This is a genomic window from Massilia endophytica (genome assembly GCF_021165955.1).
GTDB lineage: Bacteria > Pseudomonadota > Gammaproteobacteria > Burkholderiales > Burkholderiaceae_D > Rugamonas > Rugamonas endophytica.
Genome location: NZ_CP088952.1, coordinates 2,401,433 through 2,426,603 on the forward strand (window position 1 = coordinate 2,401,433; position 25,171 = coordinate 2,426,603).

Here is a 25,171-nt window from a genome sequence, read left to right on the forward strand (position 1 = left end):
AAAAAGGGGCGGCCCGGGGCCGCCCTTTTTTCTTCAGAAGGGCACGCTCTGCAGCTTCCGGCCGTCCGCGCCGAAACGCATCCACTCGCCCGACACGCTGAAGGCATTCACTCCCCCGTCCGCCGCGGCCGACAGCACGGCGCGCTCCTGCGTCAGCAGGCAGGGCTCGCCCCAGCGTCCCGCTGCGGGACGCGACACCAGCCACAGGGCCTCGTCCCTGTCCGCATAGGCAAGGTGCTCGGCGCAGTGGTCCTTTGCGTGCCACAGCAGCCGCGTGCCGCCCAGGGGCACCACCGTCTGCGGCACCCCGTTGCCGCCCCGGTACACGACAATGCGTTCGCCCGCCGCAAACAGGTCCGGCACATTCGGCACCAGCCCGGCCGCCAGGCGGAAGCTGCTCGCCTCCGGCGGCAGGCCGTCGTAGCGCACGTCGATCCTGCGGCCGAAGAGGTCGGGGAAGGAGATGAAGCGCAGGCCCGCATCCCTGCCCGGATCGAAGGCCCACAGCCCCGGCAGGCGGTAGCTGCCCACCATATAGGAGGCGGCCTGCTGCATCTCGTCCGGCGCGCTCAGGGGCCGCAGCGGCAGGAAGGGAATGGCGGCGTTCAGATACCAGTGGCCGCACTCGGCCGCATCCACCAGCAGCAGCGGCGGCGCGCCTGCCTGCAGGGGACCGAAATCCAGGCGCTTGACGGCCATGCCCAGTGGCAGCTGGACCGTGTGGGCGGCGCGCATGGCCGCCGTCCAGCCCTCCTCGCCCATGCCGGGCGCCAGGCCCGCCGCGACGTGCAGGCTGTGCAGCCCGTTGCGGCCGATCCGGCCCACGGCCAGGGCGATGCGCCCGTCCGCCATCTGGCGCACGTCGGCGCAGCTGATGCTCTGGCTGGCGGCGTCGGGCAGCGCATCGCTCAGGCAAATGCTGCGCCAGCCCTCGCCCGCCGCATAGCGCAGCAGGTGCAGGCGGCAGTCGGGTCCCGTGCGGAAGAGCAGCGGCAGCCCCGCGGCGTCGCTGGCGGCAAAGAACGGGCCGCCCTGCCCGCAAGCGTTAATCTTCATGCCAGCGCAGCACCGGCTCGATGGCGGCCGCCAGGCGCGCCACCAGCACGCCCTGTACCGCGGCCATGCTGGCCGCGCCGTGCTCCCAGCCATGCGTGATGCGCGGCATGTTCATGAGGTGCTGCAGCGGGTCGGAGACCAGGTAGGCGCCCAAGGTGCGGGCATCCATCACGGGAGCCGACTTGCGCGGGCGCGCCACCACATGCACCCGGCCGTCCGCCCCGGCGATGCACTGCACACGGAGCGACCATTGCAGGGTCACCCGGGCCCAGCCCTTGCCCAGGTGGGTGGCCCGGCCGTCCGGCAGGCGCTGGCCCACCGAATCCCATTCGTAGCGCATCAGGGAAGCATTGATGTCCACCGTCAGGCGGTCGGTGCCCGCCATGTCCGGCTGCTCGGAGAGCACGATGCCGAAACGCAGGTCCTGCTCGGACTGGCGCGAGTGCACCAGTTCGCCCCCATCTTTCCAGGATAACAATACATGGTCGTGGTAATGCCAGCCGTTTTTGCCGGGTACGAAGACGGCGCGCTGGCCGCCGAGCAGGGATGCGCTGGCGCCGGATTTCTCGTTGACGCTGTCTTCGCTGTCCAGCCGTGCCCCGACGTCGGGTTGGCTGAACAGAAAGTCGGGAAGGCTGTTCAGGCGGTCCTGCAGCGGGTCAATCAGCAGCGGTTTCAGATACCGTTGCAGAAACTCTTCACGGTCGGCGTATGGGCGTTCGATGACCATAATATTTTCTTGTGGGAACATTAATATTCCTGTTATAAAGACATGAGAGAATGTAACGAGCGCAGCAGTAACTGACCTTCCGAAAACCTTCCGGAACAGTAAGCAGCTGATTTATAAGAAGTTTTAGGAACTGGACGGCGTGTAGATGGATTCCCGGGGTTTTCGTTTCGGCGACTGGCAGGTCGATATCCAAGGCAACTCGCTGAGCGATGGCAGCACCCGCACCCAGCTCGAACCACGGGTCATGGACGTGCTGCGCTACCTGTGCCGGCACGCCGGGGCGGTGATTCCGCCCGAGGAATTGCTCCAGGCCGGATGGGGTACGGCCGAGATGGGCGACAACCCCGTGCACAAGGCCATCGCCCAATTGCGCCGCGCCCTGGGCGACTCGAGCACCGAACCCCGCTATATAGAAACCGTGCGCAAGCGCGGCTACCGGGCCATTGCCCCGGTGGCCGAGGACGAGCTGCCGCCCGGCGTCTGGCAGAACGGCTCCCCCTTCCGCGGCCTCGAAGCGTTCCAGGAAGCGCATGCCGCCATCTTCTTCGGCCGCTACCAGGCCGTGAGCCGCCTGCGCGAGCTGGTGCTGGAACAGGCGGCCGGGGGCTGCGCCATGGCCCTGGTGCTCGGGCCCTCCGGCGCGGGCAAGACTTCCCTGGTGCGCGCGGGCCTGATGCCCCAGCTGATGGAGGGCGGCCAGCCGGGCCAGCGCGTGGCCCTGGGCTGCGTGCTGCACCTGGACTGCGCCGACCTGGGCGAAGGCAGCCTGTACGATGCCCTGGCCGCCGTGCTGGTGGACACGGAACTGAACGGAGAACTGCTGTTCGACGGCAGCAGCGCCGCCCAGATCGCGCAGCGCCTCGCCGCCGAGCCGCAATCGGTTGCCGCCCAGCTGGCGCGGGCCGGGGGCATCCGCATCGGCCTCTTCGTGGACCGCCTGGAAGCGCTGTTCCGCACCACCCAGGCCGACGCCGCCCAGCGGCTGGCCTTCATCGAGGTGCTGGAGCTGCTCGCGCGCGACGGCGCCCTGCTCCTCGTACTGGCCTGCCGCAACGACTTTTATCCCGAACTGATCGAGCTCTCGCCCCTGATGGCGCTGAAGGCGCGCGGCGGCCATTTCGACCTGGTGGCGCCGAACGGGGCCGAGCTGGCGCAGATCGTGCGCGAACCGGCCCGCGCCGCCCAGCTCAGTTTCGAGCGCGATCCCCTCACCGGCGCCAGCCTGGACGATGTGCTCTGCGACGCCGCCCGCGGCAATCCCGACACCCTGCCCCTGCTCCAGTACTGTTTGAACGAGCTGTACCGCCAGCGCAGCGAGGCGGGCGCCTTGCGCTTCAGCGTGTTCCGCGAACTGGGCGGCATCGAGGGCGCCCTGGGCGTGCGCGCCGAGCAGGTGGTGAGCGCCCAGGCGGCGGCCCAGCAGGAGTCCCTGCCCTACGTGCTCTCGCTGCTGGTGAACGTGGGCGAGGAACAGGGTGCGGTGACGGGGCGCCGCGCGCCCTGGTCGGCCCTGCACGACGATGCGGCGCGCGACCTGGTGCGCGCCATGGTGGAAGCGCGCCTCTTCGTCAGCGAACTCTCGGGCGGCGTGCCCAGTTTCGGCGTGGCCCACGAGGCCCTGCTGCGGCGCTGGCCGCGCGTGGCGGCCTGGGTCGAGCAGCACCGCCATTCCCTGCAGGTGCGCACCCGACTGGGCCTGCAGGCCGACCGCTGGGCCAGCGCGGGCCGTCCGCGCGACCTGCTGCTGCCGCGCGGCAGCCAGGTGAACCAGGCCGCCAGCCTGCTGGCCCTGGAAGGCTTCGCCCTGTCGGCCCAGGAGAAGGAATTCATCGGCAGCTCGCTGAGCCGGGTGAAGCTGGGCGAGCGCCTGCGCATGGCGGCCATCGGCGCCATCGCCGCCCTCGCCGTCCTGTCCGGCGTGCTGGGCCTGAGCGCGCGCAGCGCCCAGCTCCGGGCCGAACAGCACCGCAACGACGCGGAAGGCCTGATGGGCTTCATGCTGGGCGACTTCATCGACAAGCTGCGCCCCCTGGGCCGCCTGGACCTGCTGGACAGCGTGAGCCAGCGCGCCCAGGCCTACCTCTCGAACGTGGAGGAAAGCACGGCCGGTCCCTCCGCCTCGCTGCAGCGCGCCAAGTGGCTGCAGCTGATCGCCGAGACCAACATCACGCGCGCAAAGCCGGATGCCGCCGCGGAGGCATTGGCGGCGGCCCGCGCCATCCTCGAGCGGCTGGACCTCGGCAGGAGCCGCGACAAGGAGCTGCTGCGCACGCTGGGCGCCAATGCCTTCTACCGCGCCCAGATCCATGCGGACCGCCAGCAATGGGATGAGGCGGTAAGCCTGATGAAGGAGTACCTGGCCGCCGCCCAGCGCCTGATGGACGCGGCGCCGGACGACGCCGACGCCTGGAAGAATCTCGGGTCCGCCCACAACTCGCTGGGCGCCATGCTGCTCCGCCAGGGAAAAACCGCGGAGGCGGCGGAACATCTCAAGGAGTCGGTCCAGTACCGGCGGCGCGCCCTGCAGGCCACGCCGGACGACCGCAAGCTGGTCGCGGGCCTGGCCAATGGGCTCTCATGGCTGGCCGAAACGCGCAACACCCTGGGCCAGTCCGCCGAGGCGATGCAGCTGTTCGGGGAAGAGCAGGCGCTGCTGGACCGCCTGCACAAGGCCGCGCCGGAGGAAGCCGTGTGGACCAGCCGCCTGAGCTACTCGCTGGTAAACCAGGGCGACATATTGCTGAAACAGAAGGAAGCAGCCGCCGCGCGGCAGAAGTTCCTGTCGGCGGAACGGCTGGTGCAGGAGATCTCGCTGCACGAGCCCGGCAACCGGCGCTGGAAGGTGGATGTGCTGAACTTCCGCCTGCGCGGGCTCGACACGGAACCGGGCTCCAAGGCGAAGCTGGCTGCCCTCGACACACTGAGCCGCGAGGCGTCCGCCCTGGGCGACGACGACCATGGCAAGAGCGACCTCGCCCGGCTCAGGAAAGATATCGCGCTGAGACAGCGCGATACACAAAACCGGCTGACAAGCCGGTGATTGCAGTACGTCCAAAACCGAAAGGGAATTCATGACCAACAAAGAAAAAGTCTCATTCCAGAACGTGCAGGTGGTCGTCACGCCGTCGCGGGATGCAGCTGGGGCGGTAAGCTACAGCTATACGACGGAACCCACGAAGCTCGTCATCACGCAGCGCGACACGATCATCAACTTCCAGCTGGTGCTCCCGACGCCGCCGGACGTGGTGTTCACCGGCATGACGCTGTCGCCATCCAGCAGGCAGTTCAGCACGCCGACCATCAGCACGGACGGCAAGAACGTCACCATCAGCGACGTCAACACCGCGGTGGGCGACTTCACCTGGAACTTCGCCTTCAACGGCGTGACGGCGACCCGCGCCTCCAGCTCCACCATGACCCTGATGGCGACGGACCCCGACATCGAAAACCGTCCGGGCTCGCCACCACCTCCCCCGCCGCCAGGTCCCTGAGCAGGCGTATGATGATGGCTTCTCCCTTGCCTGAGGATCGAATGTGAAGCCATCGACCAGGGCAGCGCTGTTCTCGGCGCTGCTGTTTCCCGGACTGGGCCAGCTGCTGGTGCTGAAACGCACGCTGCGCGCCTGCCTTTTCCTGCTGCCGGCAGCCGCCGCCTTTCTCTGGCTGCTGCGCAGCGCCCTCCAGACGGCGGAAAGCATCGCCGGCCAGATCGCCAGCGGCGCCCTGCCGCTCGACATCCAGATCATTTCCGAACGCATTGCCGCCGCGGGCGGGGACGCCCTGGCGCCCCAGATCGCAGGCGCCGTGCTGCTCGCGGCCTGGATCGGCAGCATTCTCGATGCGCTCTTGAGCCGCCCGCCGGAACAGGCGTAGACTGGGGCGGCGCACTCCCGCGCACCGCTTACAAGGAGAAGAAATGAGACAGCCACACCGCATGCTGGCCAGCGCGGCCGCCATCCTGCTGCTTGCCTCCGGCGCCGCCAGCGCGCAGATCAAGCGCACCGTGCTTCAGAAGGGAGACGTGTCGGGCGAGAACCGCGAAGCGGTGGTGGCCCAGGTGGAAGTGGCGCCCGGCGCGAAGGCGGGCCGCCACACCCATCCCGGCGACGAGATCAGCTACATCCAGGAAGGCGAAGGCGAACTGCTGATCGACGGCGAGCCGCCGCGCAAGGTAAAGTCGGGCGAAGCCTTCATCATCCCGGCCGGGAAAGTCCACGACGCCCACAACAGCGGCACGGCGCCCATGAAGCTGGTGGGCGTGTACGTGGTGCGCAAGGGGGAACCTCTGGCATCCCCCGCCAAGTAAGTCCTCAGCCGCGCGCCGCCGGGAAGGCCGGGCGCGCGGCCATCATGCCCTGCCAGCGCAGGCGCCACAGCCAGGCCGCCAGCGGCACGCAGGCGGCAGCGATCCAGGCCCATGGAAGCGCGGTCTCTCCCGCGAAGGCCGCCAGGGCGCTCGCGACCGCAATGGGCGCCAGCATCGCACTGCTGTTGTTCTTCAGCGATGGCAGGGAGGCGTAGTCCTGCAGGATCATGGCCCCGGCGCCGAGCGCGATCGCCGCCATTGCGGGCAAGGCGGGCGGCATCCAGAAGGACTGCGCATACAGCATGCCCGCAAGCGCCACGCTTGCCGTCGAAATCAGCCAGCAGGCGAGGAAGCGCCCTGCCATGGCGCGGGCCAGCTCCCGGTTGAACTGGCGGGCGGCCGGCGCCGCGGGCGACAGCCGCAGCAAGGCCTGCTCGCCCGTGCTGCGCTGCATGAGCAGGCGCAGCTGGACGGCGAAGATCATTGGCGGCATCAGCGCGGCGGGCAGCAGCACAACGCTTGCCAGCGTCTCCGACACATCCTGCGGCGGCTGCCAGATGCCAGCAGCCAGGGCCAGCACGGCCAGCAAAGCGCCGGATTTCAGCATGGCGCCCCAGTGGGCCTGCGGTCCCATTGCGTGCAGCAGCAGGCTGCCCGCGCCGCTTTCGACCGTGCGCCCGTAGCCGCCGTGGATGGCCGTGTGCCAGCCGTCCAGGCGCGCGGCAAACAGTCCGGTCCTGCGCGTTTCATCCTGCTTCTGCAAGGCCGCAAACCATTTCTGGTGCCGGTCGCCGCCGCGCGGGAAGACCAGGCGCAGGACCACGGCGGCCAGCAATGCATTCAGCAGCACCCCGCCAGCGAGAATGCCCGCGTCGCCGAGCGCGGCAAACATCTGCGATACCGCCGCTACCGCGCGGGACATGGCGGGGTTGAGGAAGATCACCGCTGCAGGCAGCACGGCCAGCCAGATATAGCGCTGCAAGGCCAGCACAAACAGCATCATGAAGCCGATGCCGCACAGGACGGGGCCGAAATGCCCCGTCATCAGCGAAACGGGAATTGCCAGCGCGACGCTGCCTGCGGCCCACACCATCACTGTGAGCAGGATCAGGCGGCGCCGCAATCGCGGCACCAGCACGGCATGCGCGGGCTGGTTCTGCATGACGGCGCTGCGCACGAACACGCCCCACCAGAGGAAGGCCAGGCTGCCCAGTGTGCCGAGCCCGATGCCCATGCCCGGGCGGGGCGCCCCGAGCCAGGCGCCCAGCAGCGGCGCGCCCACCGCGCCAGCGGCGAAGACCCAGCTGATCCACAACAGCCGCTGCTGCCGCTGTTCGTGCCAGGGCTGCTGCAGCATCACCCACAGGGCGCTCATTTGGTCACCTCCACGAACAGGTCTTCCAGGCCGAGGGACTCCACGCGCAGGGCGCGCTGGGCGCCGAGCGCCTCGGCCTCCGCATCGCTCATGCAGGCGAGGATGCGCGTGATGCCGCTGGGGTCCTGCTCGCGCCGGATCTCGCCCGCCAGCTTGATCTCCGCCAGCTGAGTGGCCGAGCCCACGATGCGGCGCGCGCTGCCCAGCAGCTCGTCGAGCGGCGATTCGAGCGCAATGCGCCCTTCGCGCAGAAAGGCGACATCCACCGCCACGCGCTCCAGGTCCGAGAGGATATGGGTGGAGAAAACCACCGTGGTTTCGCGCTCGATCACGCCCTCCACCAGCTCGCGCAGGAAGTCGCGGCGGCCTGCGGGATCGAGGCTGGCCACCGGTTCGTCCAGCACCAGCAGCGCCGGATCGTGCGCCAGGGCGCGGATGATGGACAGGCGCTGCTTCTCGCCCACCGACAGCTGCGCAATCGGCTTGTAGCGGGAGCGGTCCAGGCCCCAGCGCTGCATGAGGCCATCCACCTTGGCCGCGTTCCAGCGCGGGTACTGGGCGCGGAACCAGGCCAGCATCTGCCCCGGCGTGAGCCACTCGAACAGCTCGGCCTTCTGCGGCACATAGCCGATGCGGGCGCGCGCCAGGTCGCTCAGTCCCTGCTCCACGGCTTCGCCGAACAGGCGCACGCCGCCCGTGTCCGTTTCGCGCAGGCCGAGCATGCACTCGATGAGGGTGGATTTCCCCACGCCGTTGCGGCCCAGCAGGCCGATCACCCTGCCCCTGCCGATCTGCCAGTCCAGGCCATCCAGCACCTTCTGTTTGCCGAACGATTTGGCGATACCGCGCACTTCCACGATGGAGTCAGTCATTTGAATTCCTTCAGAATCTTCTTGAAAAGGGTAAGAACGGATTCGGGATCGAGTTCGAGCTGGCGCGCCTCCTGCGCCGCCCGTTCCAGCGTGGGCCGCAGCAGTTCCCCGCGCGCCGCGCCTTGATGCGCCTTGCGCGCGGCAACCTGCATACCCTGCCCCCGGATGCGCTGGAACAGCCCTTCGGTTTCCAGCATGTTGTAGGCCTTGGACACCGTCATGGGGTTGACGGCAAGCGCCTGCGCCACGTCGCGCACGGAAGGCAGCAGGTCGCCGGGCGCCAGCGCGCCCGCAGCAATGAGCCGGCGCGCCTGCTCGATCAGCTGGCGGTAGATCGGATCGGCGGAGCCGGTCGCGATGGAAAACAGCGTTGGAGGATGGGTTTGCATAGCTGTATATCTGTATTAGTTGATTAATACAGTATACGCATGATGCGGCACTGTCAAGCGAAAAAAAACCGCGCCGTGGCGCGGTTTCCTGTCAGTCGAGCTTCGTGGCGTGCTCGCGTGTGGCGTGGAAGGTCAGCTTGGGCCAGCGCTCCTGCGTCAGGCGCAGGTTGACGCCCGAGGTGGCGAGGTAAGCCAGGTTGCCTGCCGCGTCGTAGGCCACGTTGTGGCCGAGCGCCGCCTCGAAGTCGGCCAGGGCCTTCTTGTCGTCGCTGCTCACCCAGCGCGCGCTGCTGATGCTGGTGCCTTCGAAGACGGCGTCCACGCCGTATTCGTTCATCAGGCGGCTCGCCACCACTTCGAACTGCAGCACGCCCACGGCGCCCAGTACCAGCTCGCCGCCCTGCACCGGCTTGAACACCTGCACGGCGCCCTCCTCGCCCAGCTGCTGCAGGCCCTTGTGCAGCTGCTTGATCTTCAGCGGATTGCGGATGCGCACGGAGCGGAAGAAGTCGGGGGCGAAATACGGAATGCCCGTGAACTGCAGCACTTCGCCTTCCGAGAAGCTGTCGCCGATCTGCATATTGCCGTGGTTCGGCAGGCCGATAATGTCGCCCGCGTAGGCCTCTTCCACCTGCTCGCGCGAGGAAGCCATGAAGGTCACCACCGAGGAGACCTTCACTTCGCGGTTCAGGCGCAGGTGCTTGACCTTCATGCCGCGTTCGAAACGGCCTGAGCACACGCGCAGGAAGGCGATGCGGTCGCGGTGGGCAGGGTCCATATTGGCCTGGATCTTGAACACGAAGCCGGAGAACGGCTGCTCGGTGGGCTCGACGGAACGCACCGTGGCGTCGCGCCCGCGCGGCGGCGGCGCCCAGTCCACCAGGGAAGACAGGATCTCGCGCACGCCGAAGTTGTTGATGGCGGAACCGAAGAACACCGGGGTCTGGATACCGGCCAGGAATTCTTCGAGATTGAAGGGATGCGAGGCGCCGTGCACCAGCTCCACTTCCATGCGCAGCTGGTCCATCTCAAGCGGGAACATCTCCTGCAGGCGCGGGTTGTCGATGCCCTTGATGATCTCGAAGGCGCCGTCGGCGCGCTCCTCGCCCGCCTTGAACAGCATCACCTCGTCGTTCAGCAGGTGGTACACGCCGCGGAAGTTCTTGCCCATGCCGATGGGCCAGGTCACGGGCGCGCACTGGATCTTCAGCACGGACTCCAGCTCGTCCAGCAGCTCCAGGGGATCGCGGGTTTCACGGTCCAGCTTGTTCATGAAGGTGACGATGGGCGTGTTGCGCATGCGGCAGACGTCCAGCAGCTTGATGGTCTGGGCTTCCACGCCCTTGGCCGCGTCGATCACCATGAGGGCCGAGTCCACGGCCGTCAGCACGCGGTAGGTGTCTTCCGAGAAGTCCTGGTGGCCCGGCGTGTCGAGCAGGTTGATGATGTGGTCGCGGTACTCGAACTGCATCACGGACGAGGCCACGGAAATGCCGCGCTGCTTCTCGATCTCCATCCAGTCCGAGGTGGCGTGGCGCGCGCTCTTGCGCGCCTTCACGGTGCCTGCCATCTGGATGGCGCCCGAGAACAGGAGCAGCTTTTCGGTCAGCGTGGTCTTGCCCGCGTCGGGGTGGGAGATGATGCCGAAGGTGCGGCGGCGCTGCACCTCGCGCGCGATCAGGGCAGGCGTCTTGGCGCTGCTGGAATCTTGGCTTGTAACTTCAGTATCGTCGGACATGATGGCGGCCAGTCAACGGCTCGGCGGGAAAACCCGCAATTTTACCGTTTTTTGGCCGCCTCCGGGTGAAATCAGTCCCCTTTCACGCGGCGCCAGCCCGTGGGGTGGGCGCCTTCCGAATCGAGCTCCGTGATGGGGCGGGTCAGGGTTTCGCCCTTGGCCGTGGTGGTGATCATCTTCAGCTGGCCGTTGGGCAGGCGGATGATGATGAAGCCCACCGCCGCCGAGGTATTCGACAGCGTGGTGCCGACGATGGTGCCGTTTACGCCGCTGCCGTTGCATACCTCGATGCCATACACATTGCTGGTGCCGCCCACGGAGCAGGAGGAAGTGGACGTGGGCAGGTTCGTGACCACATTGGCAACGCCGCTCACGATCTTGGGATCGATGTTCATGCGCTCGCCGGCGTGCAGCTTCCAGTCGATAAACCAGCCCTGCTTCGTGTTCAGGTCCGCGTCCGCTTCCTTGATCTCGTAGGTGTTGATATTGCCGCTGGAGGTCTTCACCAGGGTCTGCTCCTCCATGTTCGGGCCGCGCAGCGCGATGGTCGTGCCGGTGTCCTTGATGAGGTAGAGGCTCTGCATGTCCGTATTGGTGGTATCCGGCACGTCCAGCAGGCGGCCGGTGCCGAACAGCACCACGCGCTGCGCCGAGATGGCGCCGCTGTCCGCATCCGTCATCTTGCACAGGGTGACATCCGGACGGGTGGTGATTGGCTGCAGCGGACCCGCGTCGCCCATCTTCACCACGCTCACGGCGCCATTGGGATCGGTGAGGTCGAAGCGCCACATCTGGCCCAGCACGTCGCCACCGTAGATATAGGTCACCAGCGGGTCGCTGTTCGGCTCCGCCGTGATGGCGCTGATCTTCGCCAGGCCGGACGGCGTCGCCGTATCGCCGGAATTGGTGCTGACGGTCTTGAGCACGGCGCCGGTGGCCACATCCACGATGAAGAGATAGCCCTTGCCGTCGCCCGTGTTCACCCCGTCCGTGCCCGGAACGTTGTTATAGCCCGAGGTCAGGAAGACCACCCAGCGCGCCGTGCCGCCGCCGTCCTTCCAGGTGCCGAACTGCGGATTGCCGAAGGACAGGCCCATGTTCGGCACGCTCGTGCTGCACACGGTGGAATCGGCGCACAGCTCCCACAGCTGGCGCGGATTCTTGGGATCGGTGACATCCAGGGCGTAGTAGCCGCGCCCGCCGCCGTTCAGGCCTGCCACCAGCACCGTGTGCCAGGCGCCGCCGAAATACACGTCGCCGATCTCGGGCGAGCCGTCGGTGGTGAAGATGTGGTTGGTGGCATAGGTGGTGCTGGCCAGCTGATAGAGCTTGCTCATCGTAATGCGCGGCACATAGGCCCACAGCTCCTCGCCGGTGGCCGAATCGAAGGCGTGCAGCATGCCGTCGTTGGCCGCCGTGAACACGGTCGCCACCTTGCGCTCGGCCGTGCGGTCGGCTTTCCAGCCCGCGTAGTTGTTGTCGCTGTAGTTCTTGCGCGGATCGCGCAGGTAGGCCGGGCGCGAGGAGGCGATATCGCCCAGCACCACGGGAATCGAGGGATTGGTGGGCGACGGCGAATAGGCGCGGAAAATGGTGTCGTTCCCGTACTGCTGCTGGCCGCGCAGCCAGTTCACCAGGTTGTTGCCGTTGTTGACGATGGCGCGGTCCGAGGCAGACAGCAGCGTGCATTGCGACAGCGACAGGCACTTGTTGTCGAACCAGCCCTTTTCCTGGGCCGTCATGTTCGCGTAGCGGAACTGGTCGAGGGTGCTGCCGCCGCCGGCCATGTACTTGTAGATGGTGCGCGTATCGCTGCTGGCGGCAACGCTGTCGCCCAGCGTATCGTGCGTGGTCCATTCAGCCGTGGCGCCCACCACGCCGTCGGTCGGGTTGATCTTGCGCTTGGAAAGCTCGCCGTACCAGCGCACGGTGGTGAAGGTGTCGGAGAAGATGTCGTTGTCTTCCTGCGAAATATTCGGCGTGGAGGTCGCTGCGGCCGACGCGGCGCCCAGGGACACCTGCATGTTTGCCAGGGCGGCGCTCAGGCCGTCCACCACCTCGCGCGGCTCGTTGGCGCTGAAGTACTTCCCGTGGCCGTTGATGGCCGTGTGCCACAGGTCGTCCACCCTCTCCTGCACGGTGTTGCCGGTGTTGGTGACGTCCGGATTGGGCCACACATAGGCGCCGTTGCCGTTCCATGGGCAGCCGTTCTTCACGCCCGTGATCAGGTTGTAGAAGTCGCCGCCCACCTTGGGCGCCGTGTCGTAGTTCGGCTCATAGGTCATCACGCCGTCCATGCCCAGGCCCAGGGTGTAGGTGTTCATGTGCAGGTGGGTGTTCTCGCCGTCGCCAGCAGGGACCTGGCCCGGCACCGTGACATCCGGCTCCAGGTCGGGCCGCAGCGAAACCGTGCCGGTGGAGGAGCCGCCGTTGTACCAGTGCAGGGCCACGTCCGCCAGCGAGGGCTGGGTTTGCGCCCGCGTATCGACGCAGCCGCGGGACGCGAGGCAGAAGCGGTCCGCCTTCTCCACGTTGTCGTTGTTGACCACGTTGGCGGTCGAACCGCCGTTCCAGTAGCCGTCCGTGGTCAGCACCACGAAGTTCTGCTGGCAGGGGAACTGCACCACTTCCTGGCCCGCCGCATAGTTGTAGGGGGCCAGGTTGGAGAACATGCGGCCCACATTGTCCAGCGCCGTGCGGCTGGGCGTGGAGCCGCTGGTGGTGGTGTTGTACAGCGTGTCGTACCAGGTGCTGCGCGCCGTGCCCGTGAACTCGGCCGGTTTCAGGTCGATGGCCAGGCCGGAACCCGCCTGCGACAGGCGCACATAGCCAACGCGGTAGTCGCTGGTCAGGGCCGCGAAGGCGATGCCGACCGAGGTCTTCATCATCTGCAGGCGGCTCTTGTAGTAGGCGTACCAGTTGGCGAAGTTCGTCATCTCCTCTTCGTAGGTGCAGACGCCGGTCTGCGTCACGCAGTCCGTGCGGCCCGTGGCCTTGGGATAAGTCACACCCGGCAGCAGGTCCACGCGCACGAAGGAGCTGATGGCGCCCAGCGAGAGCGCGGTGGGCGTGGCGCTGATGTATTCACGCATGCTCACGGCGTTGGTGGCGGTGAAGAGCAGCGTGCCCTTGTCCTGTACCGAATCCCAGGTGATGGCGGCGCCGTCCGTGGTGGCGGCGCTGTTGATGATGCAGACCTTGTACGCCGGTTCCGCCTCGCACACCGGAGTCACCGAGTCGCCGCCGACATAGGCACGGATATTGGCGATGTTGGCGTTGTTGATGGCGGTGCGGATGGTGCCCGCAACCGTGGTGCTGCTCTTGTTCTTGCCCAGCGAGATCGATGCGGAGATCAGCGTGCCGCCGAACTTCAGGTTGACGATCTTGGGCGAAGCGCCGCTGGCATTGGAGCTGGCCGTGCCGCTGCCCAGGTTGAGCAAGGCGGTGGGCGGCTTGCCCGAAGTCGCAGGTGTGGTCAGCACGTCGGGCGTGGTGAGCTGCAGCTGCCAGCCCACGCGCGAGCCGCTCTGGGCTCCGTCATTGTAGGTAGTGCAGGTGGCGACCGATTTGGAGCCCACGCAGGCCACGGGTATCACGGCCACCACATTGTCCGACGGCAGGGTGATATTGAAGGCGGAGCAGGACGGCACGGCGGCCAAGCTGGAATTGCGCACGCAGGCGAGGTAGGCGCTGCCCAGGGGATTGGCCTTGTCCATGATGGTCTTGGCCAGCTGGTTCGCCAGGGCCGCCTGGGTGGCCGCCGTCTTCGTACCGGTGGGCGCGGTCACGGCGGCATTGCTGATGAGGGTCAGGTTGCCGTTGCCGTCGCGGATTTTCACGTCGCTGATCTGCATCGAGGAAGTGGAAACGCTCGCCCCGATGGCGATGGTGCCGAACACGATAGCCGCGCTGGTCGGCGTCGAGTAGCGCGGATAGATATAGGTCCCCACCCTCTTCGCCTGGCAGCTCGTCAGCGCGCGGCTGTTGCACCAGCGGACCTTGGCGGGAACCGGATAGCCGGCCGGCGCTGCGCCGCCCACCGACACCGAAGTGCAGACGGTCAGCGAATCGTCCTTGCAGTATTCGGCGACGGCGATGCTGAAGTAATAGGGGCTGGTCTTGATCGCGCTGGGCGAGGTGTAGGTGTTGTCCGGATAGGTATAACTGGCCGTGTTCACGCGGCAGTCGCCGCTGTTGTTCGGGTCGCACCACTGCAGGTCGGGGAACTCGGTGAGCAGGTCAATACTGGTATCGCCGGCGCCGGACAGGTTGACGTTCTGCTTGCCGTAGCCGTCGCTGGGTACCACAGTCCAGCCGGAGGTCTGGCCGGAGTTCATCTCGTCGTAATAGCTGCCGTCCCATTTGATGGGCGGCTGGTAGCGGATGCGCGGATTGTAGTACTGGCGGTTGAAGTCCGGGCTCATGAAGGGCGGGTAGCCCACCTTGCAGCTGGTGGGGGTGTTGGCGGCCAGCGTGAGGCGGGTGCGGCACAGGGAATCGTCCACGTAGTCCGGCGTGAAGGTCTGGTCCATCGAGCCGGAGTTATCGAACAGCAGCATGAGGTTGGGCTTGACCGTGCCGGTGCCGCTGATATTCAGCAGCGGCACCTGGGCGATCTGGGTCACGCCCGCATGAGCCAGCACGGGCAGTAGCGCCAGCGCCAGGAAAAGGCGGGCAAGGAAGGAGGACAGTGTGGTCTTCATGGCGGTTCCAGTCGAATCTTCAGGGGCCCATCATCACGACGGCCTGGTTGATCACGTTGCCGCCGCGCGGCCCGCTGATGCGCGAGGTGATCACGTAATGCAGCTGCGGCTTGCTCTGGTAGGCCGGCGCGTCGGAGAGCAGGCTGTCGCCCATCTGCGTCTTGGCCTTGGTCTCCAGCTTCGCGGAGGTCAGCACGCAGGGATTGGCGCCGGAGGCGTTGTAGGGCCCCGCATCGCGGCACATGCGGTGGATGACGTACTCGATGCGGTTCGGGTTCTGGGCGCTGGGCGGAATGATCACGGATCCCATCCAGAACTGGGGATTGTTCACGCCTCCGCCCGGAGCCGGGTTCACGGTGGCGACATAGCCGTTCGCCGGGCTGTCCATCCACAGCACCTGGCGGTTGGCCAGGGAGTTGAGCCACTGGTAGCCGCGGTGGATGCCCAGGTCGGCCGCCTTGCTCAGGGCCGAGTCGTAGGCCAGGTTCGAGGTCGTCATGGTGGTCGAGTTGGCCGAGCGCAGCAGATAGACGGTGCTGATCATCATCACAGCCAGCATGATCAGCATGACCGGCAGCGCAATGCCCTGCTCTTTCCTTGCACGGTGAGGCATCATGGTCTCCAGCCCGAGTTGCGGATCGGGACGATGGTTTCGAAAACGCGGTAGCGGTAGCAGGTCCAGCTGACGGGATCGCCCGGCACATCGAGTTCCACGGTCGCGGGAGCCGCCGGGACGCCCGCTGGCGACGCGGTGCCGAACACCGTCAGGGGCGCGGTGGTGGCGCTGCAGGTGGTTTGGCCCGGCGCCGGACGCTCCGGCATGGCGCTGCGCGCAATCACGGCCAGGCGGACGGCGGCGATGCGCTGGAAGTCGCCCGCGTTGCCGGTGGAAGCGTCGCCGTCGGCATCGACCATGTCCGCGCTCCAGCGCCCCACCTGCATGCCCGCTTCCGGCGTGAAGGTGGCGGCAGGACGCACGTCGAAGCCGTATTGCGCCTTCAGCGCCACCACGTTATCCACCACGGACTGCGGATTCTCCGAGGCGCCGGCCAGGTCGGTGGCGCGCAGGCGCAGCACGCCATTGCTCACGGACCAGGTGTGGAAGGACAGCTTGTCCATGCGCCCCAGCGCGAACACGCGCGCATGGCCGCCCTGGTAATTGGTTGCCAGCGCCCCCGTGTTGAAACGGAAGGCGCCGCCCGCATCGAAGCGCAGCTTGCTCGACGTAGGCGACACGCTGACCTGGGCCAGGCTGCAGTTGCCCCCGGCCGGTTCGGGCGCCACCACGATCACGTCCCCCTGGTTGAAACCGAAAGGCTGGGCGCTGTCCGTATCCACTTCCGGGCCGCCGGTGTAGTCGTACTGGATGCGCACGGAGCCGGCTCCCGCCAGGGAGCTGCCCGAGTACAGGGTCACTTCGTCGGAACGGGTGCCGTTGTTGCGGATGACGACGGGGGCCAGCGGCGTGATCGCCACGCCGTCGCGCTGGGCGGTGGCGAGCATGAAGTTCTCGCTGTCGGTAAGCACGGTGTTGCAGCCGTTGACCAGGTCGTCGTTCAGCCCCCAACCTGCCTGGGCCGCGTCGGTATTGATGGAGAAGAGAGCCAGCATGCCGTTCTGCATGGAGTCCGAGCCGCCCAGGGACGCGGCCTTGGTCTGCTCGGAGGTCACCATCAGCCGCGTGGCGAACATCACGGCCAGCAGGCCGACCACCACGCTCACCATCAGCTCGACGATGGAGAAGCCGCGCGCACGAAGCATGGAATGGGAAGTCTTCATGGCTTGGGCAATGTGACGTAGGAAGTGACGCGGTGGGTGTTTTCCATCTCGTTGGCCTTGCGGGTCCAGCGGATTTCGATATCGACCCGGCTGCTCAGCGGGTCTTCCTGCACCACGGTGACGCCAAGGCGCGCGGCGGGAATGGCGGCGCGCGTTTCGTTCACCCAGGGGGTGAGCGCGGCGGGCGGGGTGCCGTCCAGCGCCACCTCGTAGTTGGCCAGGTTGGTGACATCGTTGTTCATCACCCCCAGCAGGCGGTCGGCGGCGATGGTGGCCTCGGCGCGCATGGCGGCATCCGACAGCGCGGAATAGGAACGCGCCTGCAGGCCGATGGTGCCGAGCAGGCCGATGCCGAGAATGATGATGGCGATAAGCGCTTCCAGCAGCGCGATGCCTTCCTGGCGCGGGCGTGGGATCTTCATGGCGGACAGGCCCTCGAATCGGGCGCGGAAACGGTGGGATTGCATTTGACGGCAATGCCGGCCAGGGTCAGGGACAGCGCGGCGGGCGGAATATCGGCCGCCATGCTGGAGGCGGCATCGAGGCGCACGCGGGTGAGCCGGTTGTCGATGGAGGTATCGACCCAGCCCAGTTCCGTGAAATAGACCGAGGTGGCGCCCGCTGGCGTCAGGCTGGGCGCGATGACGGTGGCCTTGGGCAGCGCATCGGCCCTGCGCAGCAGGGAGGTGTAGCCCGCGGCGCCTTCGGGATCGTTGGCGGCGGGCGCGGTGGGAGTGGACCAGACGCCCGAGTTGTCGTCGCAGGGCGTGCCGGGCGCGGGATAGCAGATGTCCACCTGCCAGTCGTGCTGGAAATTGCCCGCATTCTGGGTGAAAACGATGCGGCTGCGCGCATTGTGCTTGACGGCCTCGCGCCGCGCCGACGCCAGCCCTTCCGCGTAGAACTCGATGGCCGAACGGGCCCTGGCCGCGCTGACCCAGCTGTTCATGGCGGGCATGCCGATGGCCATGAGGAAGCCGACGATGGCCATGCCGACCAGCAGCTCGACCAGGGTCACGCCCGCGCCGCGGGCTTTGCTTATTTGGTGCATTGCCCGCTCTTGCGGTCGACCCAGCAGGCGGCGTTGGCGGTCCAGCCGCTCGGCACGCCCGTGGTGGCGCGGTTGCCGTTCTGGTCGATGGTGAAGACGAAGCCCACGAGACGGTTCTTGCCCGTGGCCGTGACGGTATAGGTGGTGGCGGTGGCGTTGCTCAGCGCGTAGTCGAAATTGGTGCCCGCCTGCGGGAAGGAAGCGCTGGTGTTCAGGTTCACGTAGCTGCGGTTGTTGGACCAGAACTGTTCGGCCACCGGCTGCACGCTGGAGAGCGAGGTAAAGGCTTCCGTCAGGCGGCCGCGCGTCACGTAATCGTTATAGGCGGGCAGCGCCACCGCCGACAGGATGCCGATGATCACGATGGTGATCAGCAGTTCCATCAGCGAAAAGCCCTTCGCGCTCACCTTGTGCATGCGTTTCATTCTGCCGTCCCCGTTCTGAAGTAGTAAGGACAGTCTACAAGCCGAAGCTTGCATTTCCCTGAGGAAATCCTGACAAAAGGCTGACAGATTGAAATTAAGCGGGAAAATGCACGCTGAACAGCGCGCCCTGGCCGTTGGCGGGTGTATCGATGGCGACTGTGGCGCCGTGGGCCTGGGCGATATCGCGCACGATGGCCAGGCCCAGGCCGCTGCCTGTTGTTTTTTCGTCCAGGCGCACGAAGCGGCTGAAGACGGCCTCGCGCCGCGCGGCCGGAATGCCGGGGCCGGAATCTTCCACCGTCAGCAGGGCGCCTTCCGGCGTGCTGCGGCAGGCCACGGTGACGGCGCCGCCTTCGGGGGTGTAGCGGATGGCGTTGTCGATCAGGTTGTCCACCAGGTCGCGCAGGAGGAAGCGTTCACCCTGCACCACCGCAGGCTCCAGCTCGAAGCCCAGGTCGATGTTCTTGCGCGCCGCCTGCTCCACGAAGTGCTGCACGGTTTCCGCGAGCAGGCCGTCCAGCGCCAGCGCCTCGCGCCGCTTCATGCCGCCGTGGCCCGGCTCGGCGCGCGCCAGCGCCAGCAGCTGGTTCACCTGGCGGATCATGCGCTCGGTGGAGGAACGCATCAGGGCCAGGGCATGGGCGGAATCGGGATCGGCATGGCGCTCGCCCAGCAGGTCCAGCTGGGTGTGCAGGCCGGCAAGCGGCGTGCGCAGCTGGTGCGCCACGTTGGCGAGGAAGTCCTGCTGCGCCCGCGCGCCCCGGCTCACGCGCTCCAGCAGGCCGTTGAGGGCCTGGGCCACGGGCTCCAGCTCATAAGGGATGTCGGCGGCGGGCAGCGGCTCCAGTTCATCCGCGTCGCGCGCAGCGAGCATGGCGCGCATGCGGTTCAGGGGCCGCAGGCCGCTGCTTACCGAGAACCAGATCAGGCCCACGGCCGCCAGCGCAAAGAGCACCTCCAGCAGGATCAGGGCGCGCACAATGGCCTGGCGCGTCTGGGCGCGCTGGCGCACCGTCTTGGCCACGGTGACGGTGGCGGGCTGCCCCGCCACCTCCGCAGGCTGGCTGGCCACGCGTACGGCTTCGCCACGCATGATGCCGTCCGAGGCGCCGGTGCGCACGCTGGCCGCAGGCAGGTCCGCATCGCCTGCAATCAGCCGGCCCGCGCCGTCGCGCACCGCGAAGTAGACCAGGTCGCTGGCATCGCCGCGCAGGGCGCGTTCGGCCGCCCGGGGCAGGTCGAGATGGAGCGCGCCCTGGCGCAGCTCGAGGCGCGCGGCCAGGGCCGCGGCGGAATCGGCCAGGCTGCCGTCCAGGGCCAGCTGCACGGGCAGCCAGGCCAGGGCATAGATCAGCGCGCCGCCTGCCAGGTTGAGCGCGAGGATGGGGCCGATCAGGCGCTTGAGCAGGCGCAGGCGGATGCTAGGCATCGGCCGCTTCCAGCATGTAGCCGAAGCCCCTTATCGTGCGGATTTGGATGCCCGCGTCCGCCGTCTTCTGCCGCAGGCGGGAGACGTAGACCTCGACCGCATTGGGTGTCACGTCGCCGCCCCAGGGCAGGATGGCGTCGATGATCTGCTGCTTGGAAACCACGCGCGCCTGGTGCTGCAGCAGGTATTCCAGCAGCGCCCATTCGCGCACGGAGAGGTCGAGGGGACGCTCGCCGATGCGCGCCCGCTTCGCGTCCAGGTCGAGCGCCAGCATGCCCAGGGCCAGTACCGCGGGCTGGGGGGCGTTGCGGCGGGCCAGGGCGCGCACGCGGGCCACCAGCTCGGGCGTGGCGAAGGGTTTCACGAGGTAGTCGTCAGCCCCTGTTTCCAGGCCGCGCACGCGGTCTTCCACGGCGTCGCGCGCCGTGAGCAGGAGCACGGGCAGGCTGCTGCCGCGGCCGCGCAGGCGGCGCACGACTTCGAAGCCGTCCATGCCGGGCAGTCCCACATCGAGCACCAGCACGTCGGCGGGCTGGGAGCGCTGCAGGGCCGCATCGGCCTCGCTGCCGCTGCCCAGGGTATCGACGGACATGCCGTGCCCCGCGAGGACCCTTGCCAGGCCGTCGGCGAGGATGGCGTCGTCTTCTACGAGGAGTACGTGCATGGGGCGGAGGCAAGTTGTGATGTGAGCATTATGCACGGACAGCCCCCGCGGCGACAGAGGGGGCATTTCATCGGCCCGTCATATTTGCAAGTCACAATTTCCTCACAGAAACCCCTTTGTCAGGAATATACGATGCTGCTTCTCCGCCCTGCCGTCGCCCTCATGCAGCGCCTGCGCCTGCTGCCCAAATTTACGCTGGTGTCCCTCGTGTTCCTGCTGCCCCTGCTGGCGGCGACGGGCCTGCTGATGGCGGAGCTGCATAAATCCATCGCCTACACGGCGCAGGAGCGGCGCGGCGTGGCCTACATCGTCCAGCTGCAGGAGCTCAAGCGCCTGAGCCAGCAGCGGCGCGCCCTCGCCACCCTGGGCCAGGATGTGCGCCCGCTGGCGGCGCAGATCGATGCCGCGCTCGGCAAGCTGGACGGCTGGCAGAAGGAGGCGCAGGAGCTGTCCGCCCTGCCCGAATTCCAGGCGCTGCAGGCCGACTGGAAGACCCTGCGCCAGGCGTCGCCCGATCCCAGGCGCGGCCTGGCCCGGCACACCGCCTTCATCGCCCGCATCGGCGGACTGGTGACGCTGGTGGCCGACCGCTCCAAGCTGAGCCTGGACCCCGAGGTGCAGACCTACTACCTGATCGGCGCCTTCGTGAAGACCATTCCCGACATCGCGGAAGGCCTGTCCGTGATCGCCGCGCGCGGCGGCTCCTATATCGACACCGGGCTGCTGGAAGCGAACGAGGACCAGCTGCTGAACGCCACCGCCATGATTGCGCGCCACGAGCTGGAGCGCATGCCCCGCCTGCCGCCCGTGCAGGCAAGGCAGCGGACGGCCATTCCCGCCGCCCTCGCCTTCCTGGTGCGCACGCACAACGAGATCACCATGTCCTACAACCAGACCTCGGGCAAGGCCTTCAACGCGGGCGGCAGCCAGGCCATCGACGGCCTCTACGGCGTGGCGCAGGCCTCGGCCGAGGTGCTGGATGGCCTGCTGGCGGAACGCGCCGGCCGCGCGGCCCTGCGCCGCAACCTGATCCTGGCCGCGGTGCTGGCCGCCATTGCCCTGGCCAGCTGGCTGGGCGCCGGTTTCTACGCCTCCTTCTCGCGCGATATCGCCCGCCTGAACGGGGCCGTGAAAGCGGCGGCGGACGGCGACCTGAGCGTGCGCATCGCCTCCCCGGCGCGCGACGAAATCGGCAGCCTGGCCAATGCCTTCGGCCGCATGACGGCTTCGCTGGAAACCCTGGTGGCCGATATCCGCAACAGCGCCGGCCACATCGGCGGTGCGGCGGACGAGCTGGCCGAGGGCAATGCCAGCCTGTCCGGCCACACGGAAGCCCAGGCCGAGGCGCTCGCGGAAACGGTGGCCTCCATGCGCGAGCTGGCCGATACCGTCCAGCGCAACAGCGCCCACGCCCGCGACGGGGAACGTCTGGGCCAGGCCGCCAGCGGCGTGGCGCGCCGCGGCGGCGACAGCGTGCGCGAAGTGGTGGAGACCATGGCTTCCATCCGCGCCAGCTCGGACCGTATCGCCGACATCATCGGCGTGATCGACAGCATCGCCTTCCAGACCAATATCCTGGCCCTGAACGCGGCCGTGGAAGCGGCGCGCGCGGGCGAACAGGGGCGCGGCTTTGCCGTGGTGGCGGCCGAAGTGCGCAGCCTGGCCCAGCGCTCGGCGGCGGCGGCCCTGGAGATCAAGCAGCTCATCGCGGACTCGGTGGGCAAGGTGGAATCGGGCAGCCGCCTGGTGGACAGCGCGGGCGCCACCATGGCCGAGGTCGTGGACTCCGTGCACCGCATGGCCGCCCTCATCGGCCAGATCGGCGCGGCGGAGGCGGAGCAGCGCGCGGAGATCGGCTCGCTGAACAGCGCCCTCGCCCGCATCGACGGCATGAACCGCCAGAATGCAGGCCTTGTACTTCAAGCCTCTGTAGGAGCAGGCCGCGTGCACGAGGAAAGCGCCTTGCTCAACCAGGCGTTGAGCCGCTTCCGCCTCTCCGGCGAAACGGCCGGGCAGGCTTATGTATCCAGCCGCACGGATGGCCTGGGAACTGTTGCCCTGCCGCATTCCTGGAGCGCCAACAAGCCACGGCTGAGCAGCCGCGAGGCAGCGCGGCGACATGGCTGACACTTTTCATGGTATGCATAAGTGATCTGAAGTAGGACCAGGCCTACAAAGCGCCATGTTTCCAGCCTACATGAGGGCGGAAACCCGTCTTATGTTCGTTACCTACATAGGAAATTAAAGTACTAGCAACGCATCCGGCAAAGCGGCGCGAGAACAGAAGCGCCGCCCGTTACGTCCAAGACGGCGCCGGAGGCGAATGTGTACTTTAAGTCTGTGAGGATAATATGAACAACACACAAACCGGCGCCACTGCCCAGAACACTACGTCCCGCCCGCTGCCTGGCGCACGTGATTACAAAGTGGCGTCCCGGCCGGTTGTCAGCTACAGCGGCACCCAGCAGAACGAACTGCTGGCCGCCCTGCCTCGCGAGGTGCTGGAATCCCTGTTCGAACACCTGGAGCTGGTGCAGCTGCCCTTCGGCAAGGAACTGTTCGAGTACGGCAGCAAACTGGAAAACGTCTACTTCCCCACCACCGCCATCGTGTCCCTGCTGTATGTGATGGAAGACGGCGCCACCACGGAGATTGCCGTGGTCGGCCATGAAGGCGTGGTGGGTGTGTCCATGTTCCCCGGCGAACGCGCCATGTGCAGCGCCGTGGTGCAGAGCGCCGGCTACGGCTACCGCCTGAAAGCCCAGGCCCTGCGCGATGTGTTCAACCAGGGCGGCGCCCTGCCCCAGCTGCTCATGCGCTACAACACCGCCCTGTTCGCCCAGATGGCGCAGAACGCCGTCGGCGGCCGCCACAGCTCCATCGAGCAGAAGCTGTGCCGCTGGCTGCTGGACCGCCTGGACCGCTCGCCCACCAACGAGCTGAAGGTGACCCAGGAAATGATTTCCATCATGCTGGGCGTGCGCCGCGAAAGCATCACGGCCGCCGCGGGCAAACTGCAGGAAGACGGCCTTATCACCTACCGCCGCGGCAATATCACTGTGCTGAACCGCGAGGGTCTGGAGCAGTATGCCGGGGAATGCTATAAGGTGGCGAAGACGGAATATGATCGTCTGCTCGTTGACGTAGCGGGCTGCTGACGCCCTCCGGCACGGTGGCGCCGGACGGCGTCACCGGCTTTCCCTTCAGGGGAATATGCACCTCCACGCAGGTGCCCAAGTCGTTCCGCCCCCGCCGCACCGTCAGGCTTCCTCCCAGCAGCAGCGCCCTCTCCCGCATGCCCAGCAAGCCATGCGACATCGGCTTCACGATATTGTTGGCCGCAATCCCTACCCCATCGTCGATCACGCGCAGCACCAGCTGGCCGTCCGCATCCGTCTTGAGCGTAACGCTGACGTGCGAGGCTTTGGCGTACTTGCGGATATTGGTGAGCGATTCCTGCACGATGCGGAAGAGCGCAATCGACAGGCTGCTGTCGCCCGCGCGCGCGATGCCGTCGATCTCGGGGCCGATCTCCGTCTCGCAGGGAATGCGCGTGAGGCGGCTGAAGTCTTCCGTATAGCTGTCGATGGCGGCGCACAGGCCGAGGTTGTCCAGCAGGCTGGGGCGCAGGTTCTCGATGATGCGGCGCTTGAGCTCCACCGTTTCCACCAGCGTGCCGCGCGCCCGCCGCAGCTGGGCTGCCAGCTCGGGCTGGGTCTTCTGCAGCTGGTGGGTGACCGCCGCGATATCCATGCTGATGGAGGTGAGGTTGGCGCCCATCTCGTCGTGCAGCTCGCGCGAGAGGCGCATCTTCTCTTCCTCGCTGATGCTGATGAGGTGGCGCGAGAGCACGGAGAGCTGCTCGGTGCGCTGCGCCACCATGGCCTCCAGGTTCTCGTTGGACTGCTGCAGCGCGTACTCGACGGCCGCGCGGGTGACGAAGCTGCGCCGCACCAGCTGGTAGAAGAGGATGAGCACGACGATGGCCAGGGCATTGATGCCCGTGCCCAGCAGCACCGCCTTCTGGTACTCGTGGTAGAAGCCGGCGCTGCGCGCCGCCAGGGTTTCGTTCTGCTCCTGGATCATGATGACGGTGAGCAGGCGGATCTCGTCCATGCCGCTGCGCTCGTCCGCATAGCGGGCGATGTTGACAATCTCTTCCAGTCCCCCATGGCGGTAGACCTCCATGGTCTCGGCCAGAATGCCGAGCTTGCGGCGCACCAGGGTGTGCAGCTGGTTCAGGTTCTTGAGCTGGCCCGGGCTGTCCGCCAGCAGCCGTTCCAGCTCCTTGAATTCCGCTTCCGTCTTGGCCACCACGGTGCGCGTGGGGCCCAGGTAGATATCCTGCCCCGACAGGAAATAGCCGCGCATGCTGCTCTCCGCGTCCTGCACCAGCACGTCCAGGTACTGCAGGCGTTCGGCCACACGCGAGCTCTGCAGCAGCTGGGCATTGGCGCCGTTCAGCGACTGCAGGTTATGGAACAGGCTGATTCCGTTGACAATGAGGATCAGTGCGCACGTCACGCACAGCAGCGTCTTGTAGAGAGGCAGCCGGTGTTGCGGGGCCGGTGTGAGAGTGAAGTACATCCTGAAGCGTCCTTGCTGGGTTTGCTCTGCAACGGGCAGTCCATTATAGACCGCCCTTCCGGTAGCT

Annotated in this window: 21 protein-coding genes; 6 read left to right on the top strand and 15 right to left on the bottom strand. The window is 67.2% G+C overall.

Features of this window, described 5'->3' with window-relative positions:
- Positions 1 to 33: 33 nt before the first annotated feature.
- Positions 34 to 1,056: a hypothetical protein gene (locus tag LSQ66_RS10675; protein ID WP_231769758.1), complete on the bottom strand. Its 1,023-nt coding sequence runs from the start codon at positions 1,054 to 1,056 to the stop codon at positions 34 to 36.
- Entirely contained in the window at positions 1,046 to 1,786 is a 741-nt protein-coding gene (locus LSQ66_RS10680; protein ID WP_231769759.1) for a hypothetical protein, read from the bottom strand. The genes LSQ66_RS10675 and LSQ66_RS10680 overlap by 11 nt, the downstream gene beginning before the upstream one ends.
- Before the next feature lie 145 nt (positions 1,787 to 1,931).
- On the opposite strand from LSQ66_RS10680, the gene LSQ66_RS10685 reads away from it, so the two are divergent.
- From LSQ66_RS10685 to LSQ66_RS10700, 4 genes are read left to right on the top strand one after another with little or no spacing between them, the layout of a single operon-like run.
- Complete coding sequence (locus LSQ66_RS10685) at positions 1,932 to 4,826, top strand: nSTAND1 domain-containing NTPase (protein WP_231769760.1); 2,895 nt, start codon at positions 1,932 to 1,934, stop codon at positions 4,824 to 4,826.
- A 31-nt stretch (positions 4,827 to 4,857) separates the two neighbouring features.
- The gene (locus LSQ66_RS10690) at positions 4,858 to 5,277 is read left to right on the top strand and encodes a hypothetical protein (RefSeq protein WP_231769761.1); all 420 of its coding nucleotides are present in this window, start codon (positions 4,858 to 4,860) and stop codon (positions 5,275 to 5,277) included.
- Positions 5,278 to 5,320: 43 nt separating this feature from the next.
- Positions 5,321 to 5,659, top strand: a complete 339-nt coding sequence (locus tag LSQ66_RS10695) for a hypothetical protein (protein WP_231769762.1) — start codon at positions 5,321 to 5,323, stop codon at positions 5,657 to 5,659.
- A gap of 43 nt (positions 5,660 to 5,702) precedes the next feature.
- Positions 5,703 to 6,092, top strand: a complete 390-nt coding sequence (locus LSQ66_RS10700) for a cupin domain-containing protein (RefSeq protein ID WP_231769763.1) — start codon at positions 5,703 to 5,705, stop codon at positions 6,090 to 6,092.
- 4 nt (positions 6,093 to 6,096) lie between these two features.
- Here LSQ66_RS10700 and LSQ66_RS10705 read toward each other — a convergent pair whose 3' ends face one another.
- From LSQ66_RS10705 to LSQ66_RS10760, 12 genes are all read right to left on the bottom strand, one after another.
- Positions 6,097 to 7,467 (bottom strand): hypothetical protein, encoded by a 1,371-nt coding sequence (locus LSQ66_RS10705; protein ID WP_231769764.1) that lies wholly within the window; start codon positions 7,465 to 7,467, stop codon positions 6,097 to 6,099.
- On the bottom strand, positions 7,464 to 8,339 hold the full coding sequence (locus tag LSQ66_RS10710) for an ABC transporter ATP-binding protein (RefSeq protein ID WP_231769765.1): 876 nt from the start codon (positions 8,337 to 8,339) through the stop codon (positions 7,464 to 7,466). The genes LSQ66_RS10705 and LSQ66_RS10710 overlap by 4 nt, the downstream gene beginning before the upstream one ends.
- Positions 8,336 to 8,728, bottom strand: a complete 393-nt coding sequence (locus LSQ66_RS10715; RefSeq protein ID WP_231769766.1) for a GntR family transcriptional regulator — start codon at positions 8,726 to 8,728, stop codon at positions 8,336 to 8,338. Before LSQ66_RS10715 ends, LSQ66_RS10710 begins: the two co-directional genes overlap by 4 nt.
- Before the next feature lie 91 nt (positions 8,729 to 8,819).
- Positions 8,820 to 10,466 carry a peptide chain release factor 3 gene (locus tag LSQ66_RS10720; RefSeq protein ID WP_231769767.1) on the bottom strand — a complete coding sequence of 549 codons (1,647 nt, stop codon included), beginning with the start codon at positions 10,464 to 10,466 and terminating at the stop codon, positions 8,820 to 8,822.
- 71 nt (positions 10,467 to 10,537) lie between these two features.
- The gene (locus tag LSQ66_RS10725; RefSeq protein ID WP_231769768.1) at positions 10,538 to 15,169 is read right to left on the bottom strand and encodes a pilus assembly protein; all 4,632 of its coding nucleotides are present in this window, start codon (positions 15,167 to 15,169) and stop codon (positions 10,538 to 10,540) included.
- Between the two features lie 19 nt (positions 15,170 to 15,188).
- A complete protein-coding gene (locus tag LSQ66_RS10730; protein ID WP_231769769.1) occupies positions 15,189 to 15,785 on the bottom strand; it encodes a pilus assembly PilX family protein in 597 nt (198 codons plus the stop codon).
- The gene (locus tag LSQ66_RS10735; RefSeq protein WP_231769770.1) at positions 15,782 to 16,948 is read right to left on the bottom strand and encodes a PilW family protein; all 1,167 of its coding nucleotides are present in this window, start codon (positions 16,946 to 16,948) and stop codon (positions 15,782 to 15,784) included. Before LSQ66_RS10735 ends, LSQ66_RS10730 begins: the two co-directional genes overlap by 4 nt.
- On the bottom strand, positions 16,945 to 17,370 hold the full coding sequence (locus tag LSQ66_RS10740) for a prepilin-type N-terminal cleavage/methylation domain-containing protein (protein ID WP_231769771.1): 426 nt from the start codon (positions 17,368 to 17,370) through the stop codon (positions 16,945 to 16,947). Before LSQ66_RS10740 ends, LSQ66_RS10735 begins: the two co-directional genes overlap by 4 nt.
- Entirely contained in the window at positions 17,367 to 17,999 is a 633-nt protein-coding gene (locus LSQ66_RS10745; RefSeq protein WP_231769772.1) for a pilus assembly FimT family protein, read from the bottom strand. Before LSQ66_RS10745 ends, LSQ66_RS10740 begins: the two co-directional genes overlap by 4 nt.
- Entirely contained in the window at positions 17,987 to 18,424 is a 438-nt protein-coding gene (locus LSQ66_RS10750) for a type IV pilin protein (protein WP_231769773.1), read from the bottom strand. Before LSQ66_RS10750 ends, LSQ66_RS10745 begins: the two co-directional genes overlap by 13 nt.
- 94 nt (positions 18,425 to 18,518) lie before the next feature.
- A complete protein-coding gene (locus tag LSQ66_RS10755) occupies positions 18,519 to 19,853 on the bottom strand; it encodes a sensor histidine kinase (protein ID WP_231769774.1) in 1,335 nt (444 codons plus the stop codon).
- Positions 19,846 to 20,517: a response regulator transcription factor gene (locus LSQ66_RS10760; RefSeq protein ID WP_231769775.1), complete on the bottom strand. Its 672-nt coding sequence runs from the start codon at positions 20,515 to 20,517 to the stop codon at positions 19,846 to 19,848. The genes LSQ66_RS10755 and LSQ66_RS10760 overlap by 8 nt, the downstream gene beginning before the upstream one ends.
- 132 nt (positions 20,518 to 20,649) lie before the next feature.
- Between LSQ66_RS10760 and LSQ66_RS10765 the strand changes: the two genes are divergently transcribed.
- Positions 20,650 to 22,644 carry a methyl-accepting chemotaxis protein gene (locus tag LSQ66_RS10765; protein WP_231769776.1) on the top strand — a complete coding sequence of 665 codons (1,995 nt, stop codon included), beginning with the start codon at positions 20,650 to 20,652 and terminating at the stop codon, positions 22,642 to 22,644.
- A 224-nt stretch (positions 22,645 to 22,868) separates the two neighbouring features.
- The gene (locus tag LSQ66_RS10770; protein ID WP_231769777.1) at positions 22,869 to 23,675 is read left to right on the top strand and encodes a Crp/Fnr family transcriptional regulator; all 807 of its coding nucleotides are present in this window, start codon (positions 22,869 to 22,871) and stop codon (positions 23,673 to 23,675) included.
- On the opposite strand, the gene LSQ66_RS10775 is transcribed toward LSQ66_RS10770, so the two are convergent.
- Complete coding sequence (locus tag LSQ66_RS10775; RefSeq protein WP_231769778.1) at positions 23,572 to 25,104, bottom strand: CHASE3 domain-containing protein; 1,533 nt, start codon at positions 25,102 to 25,104, stop codon at positions 23,572 to 23,574. The genes LSQ66_RS10770 and LSQ66_RS10775 overlap by 104 nt on opposite strands.
- Positions 25,105 to 25,171: the final 67 nt, after the last annotated feature.